The following is a 15658-nucleotide window of genomic DNA, read 5'->3' on the forward strand; positions in this document are numbered from 1 at the left end:
CATAGACAAATAAAACACAATGAAATATAAAAGCGTATCATCCTTGATTACGCCTTGCTTCAAAATCATGTTATATATATTAATTAAATTAAACAATAAGGTTGTGTTTAAATTTTGTTAACATAATCATTTATAAATATAACCTATGACATCTGTTACTAAGTATCAGATACACCCTTATAATTTGTTATACTGACACCCCAAAAGAACGTATTCAATTCTATTACTTATTCGTCTCTTTTTTATCAATTTATGGCAAATTAAAGCCGAAAGTTCTGGCCAATTAAAGCCAAAAATATAATAGCCTAAAAGTTGAATTATTTATGACAACAACCGCCAATAATCCAGATCAAAATTCAAAGCTAGTAGCAGACAATCAACCAAAACGAACCTTAACGGGTGTTACCACCACAGGTATTCCGCATTTGGGGAACTATGTAGGGGCTATTCGTCCGGCCATTCAATCGGCGCAAAATAGCACCAATGAAGAGGATCGTTCGTTTTTCTTTTTGGCCGATTATCACAGCATTATTAAATGCTCAGACCCAAAACAAGTTCATGAATCTACCAAAGCCATTGCAGCAACATGGCTCGCTTGTGGTCTAGATCCTGAAAAGGTGGTATTTTATCGTCAATCTGATGTCCCTGAAATTCAAGAGCTAGCTTGGGTATTAAATTGCTCCTGCCCTAAGGGTCTAATGAATCGTGCGCATGCTTATAAAGCCGCAGTCGATGCCAATGCTGAAAAATCAGACGTCGACCCTGATCATGGTATTACTATGGGCCTATTTAGTTATCCGGTGCTTATGGCAGCTGATATCTTGATGTTTAACGCCACCCACGTACCTGTTGGCCGTGACCAAATTCAGCACATTGAAATGGCGCGTGATATGGCCGGAACCTTTAACCACAAGTACAAGCCTCTATTCACTCTACCCTCTGCGGTAGTTGATGATAATGTCGCCTTATTAACTGGTCTTGACGGCCGTAAGATGAGTAAAAGCTACGGCAACACCATCCCCCTATTTGGTGAATATAATCCCCAACTTGATCCTGAAAAGCAGCTGCGTAAAGCGATTATGCAAATTGTTACTAACTCACAAGCGCCAGAAGAGCCTAAAAATCCTGATGACTCTGTGATTTTTGAGATTTACCAAGCCTTTGCAGCGCCAGATGAAATCGCTGATTTGCGCGCTCAATTTGAAGCCGGTATCGCTTGGGGTGATGCAAAACAGATTTTATTTGAGAAAATTAATGGTGAAATTGCGCCCTTCCGTGAGCGCTATTTTGAGCTAATGGCCAATCCAAAAGAGTTGGAAGAAATCCTGCAAATGGGAACAGATAAGGCTCGCCGCTATAGCCGTAAACAACTGGACAAGACCCGCCGCGCAATTGGTATTAAGCCATTGGCTAAACTAAAATAGCGCGCCCATCACCAAGAGTCTCTGATGATAAGTGAACAACAACAAACCAAGCTAAGTAAATTTCTTAGCTTGGTTTTACGCCATAAACCAGAAGCCATTGATTTGAGCTTAGATGACAATGGCTGGGCAAGCGTCGATGATTTAATCCGTAAGATGAATCAGCATGGCAAGCCGATTGACTTTGAGACACTTAGTGCAGTGGTCGAAAATAACCGTAAACAGCGTTTTATTTTCAGCCCTGATAAGTCTTTGATACGGGCCAACCAAGGCCATTCGATTAAGATCAATTTAGGTTATGTGGCAAAACCGGCAGAGCAAGTTCCGGCAATCTTGTATCATGGTACGGCTAGCCGGTTCGTCGATAGTATATTTAAGACCGGTGCCATCCAAAAAATGCAGCGTCACCATGTGCATTTAAGTAGCGATATTGAGACCGCACGTGCTGTGGGTCAGCGTCATGGCAAACTGGTGATTTTTGCGGTGGATACCCAAGCCATGTTTGATGATGGCCATCATTTTTATCAAGCGGATAACGGCGTTTGGCTCACCGACTCTATTCCCGTCTCTTTTATCCACAAACTCGATGGCAATAATGACGAATCTAACTGAACAAACTTTAAGCGTTCGAATTTATACCACGCCGGTGCAGTCTTTGCCCGAAGACTTATATGTACCGCCGAAAGCCTTTGCCATTTGGCTTGATCAGTTTGAAGGTCCACTTGATTTCTTGCTGTATCTGGTCAAAAAGAACAACTTTGACATTACTGATACCGCTATTTTGCCGATAACTGAACAATATTTAGCCTATATTGATGAGCTTGATGCCGATCACTTTGAACTGGCAGGCGACTATCTGTTGATGGCATCCACCTTAATTGCTATTAAAACTGAATTGTTGCTACCGGCACCAGAAAAAGTAGAGGATGAGCGTGACCCAAAAGCAGAGCTGATTGCCCGCTTGGAGGATTATGCACAGATTAAAGAGGCAGCACGCCGTTTGGATACCTTAATCCGTCTTGAGCGTGATGTGTTCTTGGCGATGGCTAGCCTGCCTGACCCAGAGGTTATGGCTGCCCAGTTGCCGAATTATCCGGCTGAGATGCTGGTCGAAAGCCTACTAAAAATGCAGCTAAAACCGGATTATCAGATGCACAATATCAAAGTGGACCCCATACCTCTGTCGGATCGTATTGCCAGTATCAGCCGCCAATTAAGTGAGCGTGGTGAAGGCACCTTTATTGAATTGCTCGATCAGCGTCAGGGTCGGCTTGGTGTGGTGGTGAGCTTTGTGGCAGTGCTTGAGCTGATGAAGCGGCACATTATCGACGTTATCACTGATGACACTATTAATGATGAATCAACTAATAGCAAACCCTCAGAAAATTTAACAGACTTAGATAAACATGACACTCAGCAAGCTAATTTATCGGACTATTTAAATCAAACGTCTGACTCTGATTCGCGAACCTACAGCTTATCGAAATTAAAGCTGCGTTGGGTTGGCTAAATTCTATTTAAAAAAGGTTCTGCCAACCAGACACCTTAATAAAATACTCCTATTAATCTAATTGCTAATAAGTTTAATTGCCCTATGCCGAAACAACCCAGTCAGCCACTTAATGTGGCATCGTCGTCTGATGTGCAAACACTTTCCGCTGCTGCAAACAGTGATTTACAAAGCTTTAATCGCTACGATCAGTTAAGTCGCCTTATTGAAGTATTGCTGCATGCTTCTGAATCACCACTGACCGCCAATCAATTAAAAAAGCATCTGTCATTATCAGCCCAAGAGCTTGAGACCGCGCTAGTTGTGCTACAGCAGCGTTTGACTACGGGTGTATTGAGCTTGAGTGAGTCCGCTAGTGGTTATCGTCTGCAAATTCGCAGTGAATACAGTGCGCTGATTCAGCAAGTATTCCCGCAGCGACTAGAACATCTAAGCCAAGCGCTGCTTGAAACATTAAGCGTCATTGCCTATAAACAGCCGGTCACCCGTAGCGATATTGAGCATGTGCGCGGGGTAACTGTGTCGAGTAATATTTTAAGACAATTGTTTGATAAGGGCTGGATTGTTGAGAAAGGCTATCGCGAAACCTTAGGTCGCCCTGCCCTGCTACATACCACACCTAAGTTTTTGGACTCTTTTGGGCTTGAGAGCTTAGAGGATTTACCACCGCTACCTGAATTAAACTTAGAAAAGGATTAATTAATCCTTTAATCTTTCTCTTTCATCTGTTAAGGGACTCGCTAATTCAAAAGAGAGTACCGATGTTTAAAGGTGTGTTACGGTCAAATCATACCGAGTTACCAAAAGTTGGCGATTAAACCTTAAAAATAGCGTACAATAGCTCCCGTTACTTCACCACCTGAATAACCTACATTGTGAAATGTAGTCACCCACCGATTCAAGGATGCATAATATGCCTCATTCAAATCAAAACGACACCGCACCTGACAGCGAATTTTTAACCGTTGATCACAATGGTGATTATCAATTCGCCGAACCGACCACCAAAGCCAGTACTGCCGGCACCGAAAAACTTCAAAAAGCATTAGCACGTATGGGCCTTGGCTCACGTCGCCAAATGGAAGAAGTGATTAAATCAGGCCGCGTATCAATCAACCAAAAGCCTGCCACTATCGGCGACCGTGTCACCCAAGGTGACGAGATTCGTGTCGATGGCCGTCTGATTAAATACAAATCTGAGCGTGAAAAACGCCGCCGCGTATTGGCATACTACAAGCCTGAAGGCGAGATTTGTTCTGCCAATGACCCTGAAGGTCGTACCACGGTATTTGAGCGCTTACCTAAGCTGACCCATGACCGCTGGGTAATGGTTGGTCGCTTAGATATTAACTCTACTGGCCTGTTGCTATTTACCAATGACGGCGAATTAGCGCACCGTTTAATGCACCCCTCAAATGAGATTGTGCGTGAATATGCAGTACGTATTTTGGGTGAATTAACTCCAGAGATGATGCGTAACCTAACTGATGGTGTGATGTTAGAAGACGGTCTTGCTAAGTTTGAAGACATCAAGCAAGGCGGTGGTGAAGGTGTGAACAAGTGGTATCACGTCAAGTTAAAAGAAGGTCGTAACCGTGAAGTTCGTCGTCTAGTTGAATCACAAGGCCTAAAAGTGAGCCGCTTATTACGTACACGTTATGGTTCTGTTGATTTACCAAAAGAGCTACGTACCGGCCGCTTTATTGAACTGGATAGAAAAGACATTCACCGCTTAATCGAACTGGTTGACTTGCGTCCACGTGACGACATGGGTGTACATGGTAAAGCCAAAGAGAAAAAAGAGCGCTTCCAGAAAAAGCCAATGAAAGCACGTACTGTTCGCAATACCAGCAAAGAGCGCAATGCCAGAGCAGGCGGTGGTGGTCGTGACGCAAGCAGTACTCGCGGTAGAAATTCAAATACGCCTCGTGGCCGTGATACAGGTAATAGAGGCTCTAAGCGTTAGTCGAACAATGATTGTTGCTTAAAAGCCCTCTAATTAAATTATTAGAGGGCTTTTTAGTGGCTAGACTATCTAGCTAAATAGGGTCATTACTGGCGCTCATTCAAATAACGATGCATTACCTGCATATCTTGCAAAGAGTCTGCATGGCAACGCTTTAATAAATCAGCTAGCCTGTTCTCTATATTAGATAAAAGCTCACCAAGTAACTTTAATGCTTCACTATGGCTTTCACTCAGTGCATTATTATTATCAGGCATGTATCGATAATTAGGACGGATCGCCTGCTGCACCCTTATATCATGGCGCACGATACGCTGATAGCTATTGAGCATTTCTGGCAGGCGCACATCGAGCAGTTTTCTAACCACAAACTCTTCTTCTGTGGCAGCAATACTCTGCCCTGCTTGCTCTGCTTCTTCACGCCACTGCTGATAAACGGTCGCTTGACTATCGATACGCTGTATTTGCTCTAGGATAGCAGCCGGCAGGTAAGACAATTGCTGCTGCTCAACGCTTAGCTGCATCATCTGTGGCGGCGGACGTTTTGAGGGTTCAACATATTGTAGCGTGCCAGGGGTAATACCGACTGCACGATGAAATGCAAGCCAACCTTTACGTCCCAAATAGCCGGTAGCCACTAAGGCCACGACCCCTGCACCCACCATAATACTCATCTAACGACACTGTCTCCTTTACCTAAAGCGCTATACTTTAACTGACAATCAAGAGCTTATTTAATCTGAATTGTTCTACTTCTCAAAACGCTGTTGTAGATAGCGATTGGTTGCCAATAGCTTTTGACCGTCTTGATGATAGGCTGCATCAAGTAAGTCATCAAATTGCTCATTTACTGTATTTAACACCTCAAGTAATGCCTGCTTGCCAGTCACATCGGAGTGTTTAATTTTGGTGGTATCGGCTCGGCTTGCCGCTTCTTCTTTGCTGATAATACCGCTGTCTAAATCATGTAAGCGTCTATAATCCGCCACCGCTTCAGGAATATGTTTGTCCATCACGTTTTTAATCATGATATAGCTTTCACTTACTGTATCCTTATCATCAATAACGCCGTCGTTATTGGTATCGCCATATAGCACACGCAGCTTCTCGCCTTTTTTGTTAATGGCATCTAGCTGTTGTCTGATATCTGCAGGCAAACTCTTTTCAGGAATATAACCCAATTGCGGCATCGCTTTGTACTCAAGCATTTTGGGCTGAGTTACTTTTTTGATACCGCGGAAACCCAGATATATACCCGCAGCAGGCAATACGCCATATATGATAAACATCAATAGCATTGCAGTCGCTTGGGTCATAAATTCATCCTTTAATGATTAACGTATGAAGATCAAAGCACTCTATACTCTATAGTAGCAGCACAGTGCTTTAATACTTATATTTTAATAAATTTGACTGGGATGACTAGATGGATTATGTATCAGGCTTTGGTCTTGGACTGTCGCTTATTTTGGCGATTGGCTCACAAAACGCATTTGTCCTCAAACAAGGCCTGAAAAAACAGCATGTGTTTGCCATCTGTCTGTTTTGTGCGGTGTCTGATGCTATCTTGATTTCAGCAGGCGTGGCAGGCTTTGGCGCAATGACTGCCAAATATCCTAATATTGTCACTATCGCTAAAATAGCCGGCGCACTGTTCTTGCTTATCTATGGTCTGCAAAGCTTTCACGCCAGTTTAACCAAAACCCATGCAATGACAGACAACACCGACGCTGTCAGCAGTTTACGAAAATCACTGCTGCTATGCTTTGGGTTTACGTGGCTAAATCCGCACGTCTATTTAGACACCTTGGTACTGGTCGGCATGGTCTCGACAGGTGCGGCAAGTAAGCTGCTATTTGGTGTCGGTGCAGTTAGCGCCTCATTCATATTTTTCTTCAGCTTGGGTTATGGTGCTCGTTTACTGGCGCCTTTTTTTGCCAAGCCCAAGGCATGGAATATCTTGGACGCTCTTATCGGTATATTAATGATGTATCTGGCGTGGCATTTAGCGTTTGGCTAGTTAAATAAGCAACCATCGTCTGCAAGCTGCTAAACAGTTACGGTCTTCGCCTCGCTAAGCCTACTTTAGTAGCGCTCCGCACTCGATTGCCTTGACACTATGTTGGAGTTTTTTGACTATACGCTATTAAGACAATAGAAATAGTAATAACCAAAAAAAACACCCATTCTCTAAATAATTGCTAAAAGCGTAATAGAGAAAGGGCATATAAGATTTTGAAATTATTAGAAGAGCGAAGAGTTATCGCTTTTAGATGAGATTAGGAAAGATAGTACGCAGGCCACTTACTAGAATCTCAATTGAGACCGCTGCCAACAGCATACCCATGATACGGCTAATAATATTCAGACCGGTATCGCCTAAAAAACGGCTTAATCGACCCGCTGCCATTAAGGCTAAATAACAGAAGATGGCAATTAATAGACCGGCAATAATAATGGCTAGTTTTTGCTGCCAGCTGTGAACTTGCGCCGAATAAATGATCACGGTTGAGATACCACCGGGTCCAATCATCATCGGAATCGCCAATGGCACGACAGCCGCTGCTGTACTGCCCATGGTCTCAAGACTGTCATCGAACTCAACGTTTTCTTGATCAGGTTTTACGGGGTTACCATCACCATTCATCATGTTAATGGCAATCAAAAATACCAAAATACCACCGGCTACTTGGAACGAGCCGATAGAAATACCCAATATACGCAGTAATAGCTCGCCGGCAACCGTAAAAAAGGCAATCGCTATAAACACAGTTAAGCTGCTGATACGCGCAAATCGGCGCCTATCAACCATTTTGTAGCCACGTGTCGAATCTAAAAATAGCGTCAGGGCACTAAAGGGATTAATTAGTACCACAAATGCCAAAATAATTTTGACAATTTCGGTGTCCATAGCGGGCGCCTCAGTTTGCAAAGGATGGCGATTTTAACATAAGCGGTACATCGGGGATAACCCCGTTCCGTGACAATATGTACCCTCTAGCGGCTTAAGTTTTGGTTTACTATACTAAGGAAATAAAATGCAACTCTTAAAGCTAACACAGTGAATAAAGCAGCGGCAAGTTTAACTAACATTCATTGCGGCATAATTAATAGACATCGGTTAATTCTTAGGATAAGTATTATACCTATTATTTTACATTGGTCGCCACCCACATACCTAATAAGGGGCAATAAGGGGCAAAATGCCCCTTATTTAACTTTAAATAATTTCAAATATCTGCTCTCTTAAATGCTGTACGCTTAGATCTATAGCTTTCGCTTAGGCTGAAAAATCCATACCAATGTCTAACGCAGTGGTACTGTGCGTCAAATAACCCATAGCAATGAAATCAACGCCGGTTTCGGCAACCGTAACTACGCTATCAGGGGTAATACCACCTGAAGCTTCGGTTTTTATGCGTCCGCTTGGGTGATTTTTGCACATGGCAACCGCTTTACGCAGTGTGTCTGGACTCATATTATCGAGTAATACTAGCTCAGCACCGGCATCAATCGCTTGCTGTAACTGCTCTAACGTATCGACTTCAATCTCGATAGGAATCAAGTGACCTGCTAATTGCTTAGCTTGAGCCAAGGCATTGGGAATATTACCGGCAATGGCAATATGATTGTCTTTTATCAAAATCGCATCGTCTAAGCCCAAACGGTGGTTTCGACCGCCGCCGCAGCGCACCGCATATTTTTGTACAGTGCGCAGCCCAGGAATGGTTTTTCGGGTACAGGTAATTTGTGCCGGATAATCTGCTACCAAATTAACAACCTGTTTGGTGGCTGTGGCAATGCCACTTAAATGAGTCATAAAGTTAAGTGCTGTACGCTCAGCCGTCAATAAGTTGCGCGCGTTGCCGCTAATAGTCGCAAGCGTCTGACCTTTGGTTACCAGCGCACCATCATGGGTATGCGCCGTAAACTCAATGCGGCTATCAACCTGATCAAAGGCTAATCGTGCCAAATCAAGTCCGCACACCACACCTTCTTCACGTACGGTTAAGGTCAATGTCGCTTGCTTATCGGCTGGAATGGTCGCTTGTGAGGTAACATCACCGCGGCGACCTAAGTCTTCTAACAAGGCAGCCTCTATCAGCGGCAATAGCAGCACATCATTTAATGGTGGCTCAATAATGGCCTGAGAAGTGGGGTTATTTTGGTTATTATTATCGTTAGCCGAAACGGTTGACATGGCGTGTCCTTAAAATGGGTTCAATACAAAGTGCTTGAAATAGTGGCTAAGAGACTAATGCTCATTATGAGCATAAATATAACTGAGAATAAACGCATTAGCAATGAATAATGCTTAGTGACTAACCAATCACCAACAGGGATATGACGACTAACGATGATTGCGTTTAGGCAACTTACTGTCCATCAGCAAGCTTTGTAGCTCTACATCAAAGCGGAAACGATATAATTTGGCAGGACGCCCTCGCCCTGTCTGACTACTATTGCCAGTGGGCTCAAGAAGGTTTTGACTCTCAAGCAATCGTCTAAAGTTTTGCTTATGTAGTGTGACTCCAGATAAGGCCTCCACACTTTGTTGCAGCTGTAGTAAGGTGAATTCCTGTTGTAACAAGCCGAAAATAAGCGGACGGTATTCAATCTTGGCACGCAGCCGCGAAATAGCAGTAGCAATCACACGGCGGTGATCATAATACATCGGCTCACCGGTAACTTTTTGCCATTCCTTGGGCAGTTTGGCAGCATTATAATACGGCGATTCTGGTAACAAGCCCGCCTCATATAGCATCTCGTAACGCAGCAGAGCATGTTCGGCAACCCACTTGGTAAACATCTCTTTAGCGCTACTGCTTTGAGTGGTAATCACCTTATCAAACTCAGATTCATTCTCTTCCCAATCACCACCCCAGCACAGATAAATACGCTGTAGACGTTTTTTCTTTAGATTTGCTGTCTGCGCTGCATCTGCCCATTTTTTTAACTCAGCAGTAATGGCTTTTACTGCCTCAATAGGCTCCTTATTAATATGATTTTCCCACGGGAAATAATCGTACCAATCTCTCCATAGGGCGGCGTTGTCTTTCGGTAACTGCGTTTGATTGGCTACATTTTTATGAGGTTGCGGTTTATCTAGCGGTATCGCCCCTTCCTGCACCAATCCCATGTAACTGACATAGACCAGCGCATGCCCCTCTTTATTACGCCTATTAGTATCTACAAAGGTATATAACTGCTCAATGTAGCCTAGCGGTTGGTGGGTTTGCTCCTCTACCCACTGGCGTACGCCCGCTTGCAGTGAACGATGCAGCGGCATCAATGGACCGTTTGGTAATAACTTGCCATCTTCGACCGTTAACACTCGCGCAGTGTTATTAGTGATGGCAATCAGCACCGCCACCACCTCTGTGGTGCCGCTGCCTTGAACATGGGCGTGAGAAAACGACAAGCTCATATTAATTAATTGGGTCAAAATAAAGAGCTCTAGTATATCGAGAAATCCACACAATTACACGATAAGTGCAACACAAGTACTTAGATAGATATAAAAAAGACCTTGTAATTATGCTCAAAATGAGCATAATTACAACACTGGCCTATTTTATGACATACATTACTTCATTCAAGACTTCATTCAAGAAACAAGGGATTTTTCTATGACAACCTCACAAGCCACATCAACACAGCCCGCTGAGAAAATAGAGTTATTCGCATATGATGCGCCAACACTGGCGCAAAGCAATCAACAGAGCTCATCGCCGGTTACCCAAATCGATATTGATTATGCTAAGGCTAAGATACCTGCTGAGTTATCGCGCAGTGAGCGCCAAGAGGTGGTCGCTAATATCAAGCGTCTGCTAAAAGAGCACAATGCCGTACTGGTAGCGCATTACTATGTAGACCCTTATATTCAAGATTTGGCATTAGAAACGGGCGGCTGTGTCGGCGACTCGTTAGAGATGGCACGCTTTGGTAAAGAGCACGAAGCCCATACCTTGGTCGTTGCTGGTGTGCGCTTTATGGGTGAGTCTGCCAAAATCTTAAGCATGGAAAAAACCGTATTAATGGCAGATTTAGAGGCAGAATGTTCGCTGGATTTGGGCTGTCCTATTGATGAATTCAGCGCGTTTTGTGACCAACATCCGGATCGCACAGTCGTGGTCTATGCCAATACCAGCGCCGAAGTAAAAGCGCGTGCAGACTGGGTTGTGACTTCATCTGTTGGTCTAGAGATTGTGACGCATTTGCATGAACAAGGTCAGAAAATCATCTGGGGCCCTGATCGTCATTTGGGTAAATATATCCAAAAAGAAACCGGCGCTGACATGCTGCTTTGGCAAGGCTCATGCATTGTGCATAACGAATTTAAAGCCCGTGAGCTTGAGCAATTAAAAGCAGAAAATCCAGATGCTGTTGTTTTGGTTCACCCAGAATCTCCTGACAGCGTGGTGCAACTGGCCGATGTGGTCGGTTCAACCAGTAAGCTGTTAAACGCAACCAAAGAGATGGACGCTGAGACCTTTATCGTCGGTACGGATTTAGGCATCTTGCATGAAATGCAAAAACAATCACCGCATAAGCGCTTCTTAGCCGCCCCTACCGCAGGCGAGAGTGCCACCTGTAAGAGCTGTGCGTTCTGCCCTTGGATGGCGATGAATGGTCTTAAAGGTATTGAGCAATGCTTAGAAAACGGCACGGGCGAGATTAAGCTTGAGCCTGAGTTAGCCGCTGCTGCCTTAAAGCCGCTACAGCGTATGCTCGACTTTGCTGCTGCACAAAAACGCCGCGTGGCGACCAGTGGTGACTTCCTTAAAGACCGTCCTTTATTTGAAAACGTGGGTCCTGCTTAAGTTTACCAGCACTCATTTATTAAACGCTCGCATAACCATAAGAGACCAAACAATGCCAACACGCCAAACTGCTCATACTCTTAGCGCAGACTTTAATAGCGCTGCGTCTTCTGTTAATCAGACTAAAGCATTGCCTGTAAAACATAGCATGAGGCATGAGCAGTGCGATGTGTTGATTATTGGTGCTGGCCTAGCAGGGCTGAGTACTGCGTTATCTTTACCAAGCCACCTAAACATAGTGGTATTGGCAAAAGAGGATTTGCAAGCGTGCTCGAGCCATTATGCTCAAGGCGGTATCGCAGCCGCGATTGATAGCAATGACAGTGTGGCTGAGCACGTAAGCGATACCTTAATTGCCGGTGATGACCTATGTGATGTGAGTGCGACCACTCAAATTTTAGCGCAAGGTGCCGATGCCATTGATTGGCTACTTAAGCACGATGTGCCGTTCACCACCAATGGTGACGGTGACAATATTGAGTCTGACTTATCCAAAAACGCAACCTTAGCAGAGCTGCATCTAACAAAAGAAGGCGGACATGGTCGCCGCCGTGTGGCGCATGCCGATGACGCGACTGGCAAGCACATTATGCAAGCGCTACATCAACAAGCACTTGCTGCAACCCATATTGATGTTCGTCCTTATCATGAAGCACTGCGCTTACTAACAGATAATCAGCACTGCACGGGTGCCCAAGTGATTGACACCCAGAATAACGTGCTTATTAAGTTTGACAGTCAAGCAGTGGTTATCGCCAGTGGCGGATTGGGCAAACTATTTAGTCGTGCCACTGCCCCTGATGTGTGTGTCGGTGATGGGATTATGATGGCGTGGGAAGCCGGTTGTCGATTGGCGAATCTTGAGTTCATCCAGTTCCATCCCACCGGACTGGTCCATAGCGACAGCGAAGGCAATCAGAGTAATTTTCTGATATCAGAAGCGGTTCGCGGTGAAGGCGGATTGCTACGTTGCCCCCTTACCCATGAACGCTTTATGCCAAATTATGACCCTCGTGAAGAGTTAGCACCGCGTGATATCGTGGCCCGTGCTATTGCCAACGAGATTAGTAAGAATAAGCTTGGCTACGTGCATTTAGACATCTCTCACAAGCCTGCCGCTTTTGTTCAAGAGCATTTCCCCGATATCTATGCTCACTGTCTAGAGCTTGGCATAGATATTACCAAGGCCCCTATTCCAGTGGCGCCTACCGCGCATTACACGTGTGGCGGTGTTGTTACTACAGCAGAAGGTAAGACGGATATCAAGGGTCTATATGCTGCAGGCGAAGTCGCTAATACAGGGCTACATGGTGCCAATCGTCTTGCTAGCAACTCGCTGCTTGAGTGCGTGGTTGTAGGCCGTGAGATTGCTCAGCATTTACCGCGTTATCTCAATGATAATAATGACTGGAACTGCTTTGGTGAGCTAGAAACTGTTGAGCAAGCAGCTATTCATGCCAATAAAAATGTGAACATATCTGAGCCTGACGCAGTCGCCGCTCATGCTCAATTTGATGTGCCATTAACTGATTTATTGAATCAAAACTCACCTCTATTAGCTAACTCAGACTTAGACGTCATTAGCGATATCAGCACGATTAAGCAATTAAAAACCCTGATGACTAATAAGATGGGCATTAGACGCAGCGCGGATGAGTTAAAAGAAGCACTGAATCAGGTTTTGGCCTGCAAAAATCAACAGCGATCGATAACAGCTTTGACCGATACAGACTTTGATTTAGATAACTTTCGTTGGCAGCGTTTATTAACCTTGGCCTCGTTATTATTGCAATCGGCGCTAACTCGTGAGGAAAGCCGCGGCGGGCACAGTCGTAATGACTTCCCTGCTCTAAGCAACATACCCGCCATTAGCGTGGTGCGCCCGATTGACTCTACTGACAATAGTTCTGAGTCTCAAACAGTGGACAATCCTATCTTGGATGAGACTGTGGCTGTTCAACCGGTTATTCAACCAGTAAAGCAGACCAAGGCTCAATTAGCACAAACTGCTTAGATTAGTAAGCTTGGCGTAGTAAATTTAATCAGGCGGGTAAGCACATAAATCAGCCAAAAGCCTAATCTTAAAAGAGGACGTTCGTAGCGCAATACGAGCGTCCTCTTTTTGGTTACCGGTCTGCTTATAGGACTTCGTGAGTAGCTGTGATAGAATCGCCAGTTACATTTTTTCTTATTGCTACCGACTTAGCTCATAACCCCAACCTCTCTTAGTCTGCGTGCCGTCATCATGTCTTTATCTCAGAATATGCAAAGCTTTGTCACTCTTGTTTTGGTTTTAGCGCCTCTTTTTATCGGTTTTGCGTTTCCCTTAAATAAGACCTTGATTCACTACTCAGAGCGGATATTGGGCTATTTGGTATATATTATTCTGACCTTGATCGGTATTGAGCTGGCACAGGTCGAGGGCTTAGGTAGCCAAATCGGTGATATCGTACTTTATGTCAGTGTGCTGTCAATATTGACGATTGGTACAGGCTTAGCAGGCCTAATGGTGTTTGATCGACTGGTACCTTGGACTGCGGCCGGTAAGAATAGTCATGCGGCTCCCAAGGTCAGTATCCGTGGTAGTCTCATTCAAGTATGCTGCGTGGCGTTTGGCTTTATTATTGGGCTATTTTTACCCGAGCATTTTATGCCGCCAGCAAACACCATGACTGGTCTGTTAATGATATTAATTCTACTGGTTGGTATTGGCTTGAAGGGTTCGGGGATTACTCTCAAAGAAGTTCTACTGAGTAAACGCGGCATCCAAACCAGTGTGATTTTTACAGTCTGTGTGCTGCTTGGTGGCGTGATATTCTCATTGATATTCCCTGAGGCATCGTTAACTAAAAGTCTCGCCTTAGCTTCAGGATTTGGTTGGTATTCGTTGTCGGCCATTGTCATGACCGATGCTTACGGTGCAGTTTGGGGCAGTGTAGCGCTGTTTAATGACTTGGTGCGTGAGTTCTTTGCCCTGTTGTTTATTCCGCTATTTATGCGTAACACACCATCGGCGGCAGTTGGGCTTGGTGGTGCGACTAGTTTGGACTTTACCCTGCCTGTTATTCAGCAATCAGGCGGACTGGGCGTGGTGCCTTCGGCCATTAGCTTCGGCTTTATCATTAATATTGTGGCACCGGTATTGATGGTGGCGTTTTCATCGTTTGGGTAGAAATGACTGATTAAGATAAGAACGTTATTTTACAGGTTGAGAGCGTGAGATATGATGAGTAATACTGGCTGACTATTTATCCAACTCATTCACTAACTCGCAGTTCTGCGAGTAAGTTTTATATTCACTACTTAAATGAGAAGACTTAATAGTATTTAAATCCTTAACTTCAGTACTTACTTTAACGGTCACTCTACCGTCTTTAGTCTCATGCATTTCATCATATGCTATTACACCTTTTGTCTCTTTCAGCGGCAACCTATTTAAACAATCATAAGTTGTAATTCGCTCAACTGGAATATTGTAATCCATGACCAGTCTATACTTTACCATTACAGCGCGGTCTTGAGATAATGTATTGTTGCTATTTGTTTTGCGTATTTCATTAGAAGATGCATGACCAAATAATAAAATTTGAGTCGTCGGATATTCAATAATCTTTTCTTTTATCTTAAGGAATTCAAGATGATAAACATTAGGTACTTGACGAGTAAACGACGGGAAATAAATCTGCATCTCTAATTCAAGTTCATTCGTAAAGTCATTTAAAATGGTAGTACATCCTTTATCATCTACAACCATATTTTGTGGTGTGTTTGGACAGACATCCTGATTGTCGATAACCCCATCTCCATCGCTGTCTGGAACAATAGCTTTGAATTTTGGTATAGGAGTAGACTCGGGGATAGATTTTGGCGTAGGAACAGTGGTGGTCGAAGCAGTTTGACATCCTAATATGGTTAACGTGTTCATACTTAGCATAGC

General features: G+C 44.2%; 15 protein-coding genes. 9 read left to right on the top strand and 6 right to left on the bottom strand.

The features are described 5' to 3' along the window. Positions 1 to 323: 323 nt before the first annotated feature. From trpS to rluB, 5 genes are all read left to right on the top strand, one after another. The gene (gene trpS, locus AC2SLM_RS07760; RefSeq protein WP_486553019.1) at positions 324 to 1424 is read left to right on the top strand and encodes a tryptophan--tRNA ligase; all 1101 of its coding nucleotides are present in this window, start codon (positions 324 to 326) and stop codon (positions 1422 to 1424) included. A gap of 24 nt (positions 1425 to 1448) precedes the next feature. Beyond that, on the top strand, positions 1449 to 2033 hold the full coding sequence (locus AC2SLM_RS07765) for an RNA 2'-phosphotransferase (RefSeq protein ID WP_486553021.1): 585 nt from the start codon (positions 1449 to 1451) through the stop codon (positions 2031 to 2033). Beyond that, positions 2017 to 2931: a segregation and condensation protein A gene (locus AC2SLM_RS07770; protein WP_486553022.1), complete on the top strand. Its 915-nt coding sequence runs from the start codon at positions 2017 to 2019 to the stop codon at positions 2929 to 2931. The genes AC2SLM_RS07765 and AC2SLM_RS07770 overlap by 17 nt, the downstream gene beginning before the upstream one ends. An 84-nt stretch (positions 2932 to 3015) precedes the next feature. Continuing rightward, the gene (scpB, locus tag AC2SLM_RS07775; RefSeq protein WP_486553024.1) at positions 3016 to 3630 is read left to right on the top strand and encodes an SMC-Scp complex subunit ScpB; all 615 of its coding nucleotides are present in this window, start codon (positions 3016 to 3018) and stop codon (positions 3628 to 3630) included. Between the two features lie 355 nt (positions 3631 to 3985). Next, positions 3986 to 4897 (top strand): 23S rRNA pseudouridine(2605) synthase RluB, encoded by a 912-nt coding sequence (rluB, locus tag AC2SLM_RS07780; protein WP_486553073.1) that lies wholly within the window; start codon positions 3986 to 3988, stop codon positions 4895 to 4897. An 86-nt stretch (positions 4898 to 4983) separates the two neighbouring features. On the opposite strand, the gene AC2SLM_RS07785 is transcribed toward rluB, so the two are convergent. Together AC2SLM_RS07785 and AC2SLM_RS07790 are read right to left on the bottom strand one after the other, a co-directional pair. Beyond that, entirely contained in the window at positions 4984 to 5571 is a 588-nt protein-coding gene (locus AC2SLM_RS07785; RefSeq protein ID WP_486543429.1) for a hypothetical protein, read from the bottom strand. Between the two features lie 75 nt (positions 5572 to 5646). Continuing rightward, positions 5647 to 6213 carry a hypothetical protein gene (locus AC2SLM_RS07790; RefSeq protein WP_486553026.1) on the bottom strand — a complete coding sequence of 189 codons (567 nt, stop codon included), beginning with the start codon at positions 6211 to 6213 and terminating at the stop codon, positions 5647 to 5649. A 110-nt stretch (positions 6214 to 6323) separates the two neighbouring features. On the opposite strand from AC2SLM_RS07790, the gene AC2SLM_RS07795 reads away from it, so the two are divergent. Then, the gene (locus tag AC2SLM_RS07795) at positions 6324 to 6917 is read left to right on the top strand and encodes a LysE/ArgO family amino acid transporter (protein ID WP_486553028.1); all 594 of its coding nucleotides are present in this window, start codon (positions 6324 to 6326) and stop codon (positions 6915 to 6917) included. 249 nt (positions 6918 to 7166) lie between these two features. On the opposite strand, the gene AC2SLM_RS07800 is transcribed toward AC2SLM_RS07795, so the two are convergent. The 3 genes from AC2SLM_RS07800 to AC2SLM_RS07810 all read right to left on the bottom strand — a co-directional run bounded on the left by AC2SLM_RS07800 (position 7167) and on the right by AC2SLM_RS07810 (position 10325). Beyond that, positions 7167 to 7808, bottom strand: a complete 642-nt coding sequence (locus AC2SLM_RS07800) for a MarC family protein (protein WP_486553030.1) — start codon at positions 7806 to 7808, stop codon at positions 7167 to 7169. Positions 7809 to 8177: 369 nt separating this feature from the next. Beyond that, the gene (nadC, locus tag AC2SLM_RS07805; RefSeq protein WP_486553031.1) at positions 8178 to 9098 is read right to left on the bottom strand and encodes a carboxylating nicotinate-nucleotide diphosphorylase; all 921 of its coding nucleotides are present in this window, start codon (positions 9096 to 9098) and stop codon (positions 8178 to 8180) included. A 150-nt stretch (positions 9099 to 9248) separates the two neighbouring features. Next, entirely contained in the window at positions 9249 to 10325 is a 1077-nt protein-coding gene (locus tag AC2SLM_RS07810) for an NUDIX hydrolase (RefSeq protein WP_486553075.1), read from the bottom strand. 202 nt (positions 10326 to 10527) lie between these two features. On the opposite strand from AC2SLM_RS07810, the gene nadA reads away from it, so the two are divergent. The 3 genes from nadA to AC2SLM_RS07825 all read left to right on the top strand — a co-directional run bounded on the left by nadA (position 10528) and on the right by AC2SLM_RS07825 (position 14893). Beyond that, complete coding sequence (gene nadA, locus AC2SLM_RS07815; protein ID WP_486553033.1) at positions 10528 to 11721, top strand: quinolinate synthase NadA; 1194 nt, start codon at positions 10528 to 10530, stop codon at positions 11719 to 11721. Positions 11722 to 11773: 52 nt separating this feature from the next. Continuing rightward, complete coding sequence (nadB, locus tag AC2SLM_RS07820; RefSeq protein ID WP_486553034.1) at positions 11774 to 13735, top strand: L-aspartate oxidase; 1962 nt, start codon at positions 11774 to 11776, stop codon at positions 13733 to 13735. A 249-nt stretch (positions 13736 to 13984) separates the two neighbouring features. After that, positions 13985 to 14893, top strand: coding sequence for a LysO family transporter (locus AC2SLM_RS07825; RefSeq protein ID WP_486553076.1), 909 nt, complete (start codon positions 13985 to 13987; stop codon positions 14891 to 14893). A gap of 72 nt (positions 14894 to 14965) precedes the next feature. Here the strand turns inward: AC2SLM_RS07825 and AC2SLM_RS07830 are convergent, their stop codons facing one another. Then, positions 14966 to 15646: an OmpA family protein gene (locus tag AC2SLM_RS07830; RefSeq protein WP_486553035.1), complete on the bottom strand. Its 681-nt coding sequence runs from the start codon at positions 15644 to 15646 to the stop codon at positions 14966 to 14968. Positions 15647 to 15658 lie beyond the last annotated feature (12 nt).

This window comes from Psychrobacter sp. CX16 (assembly GCF_057396245.1).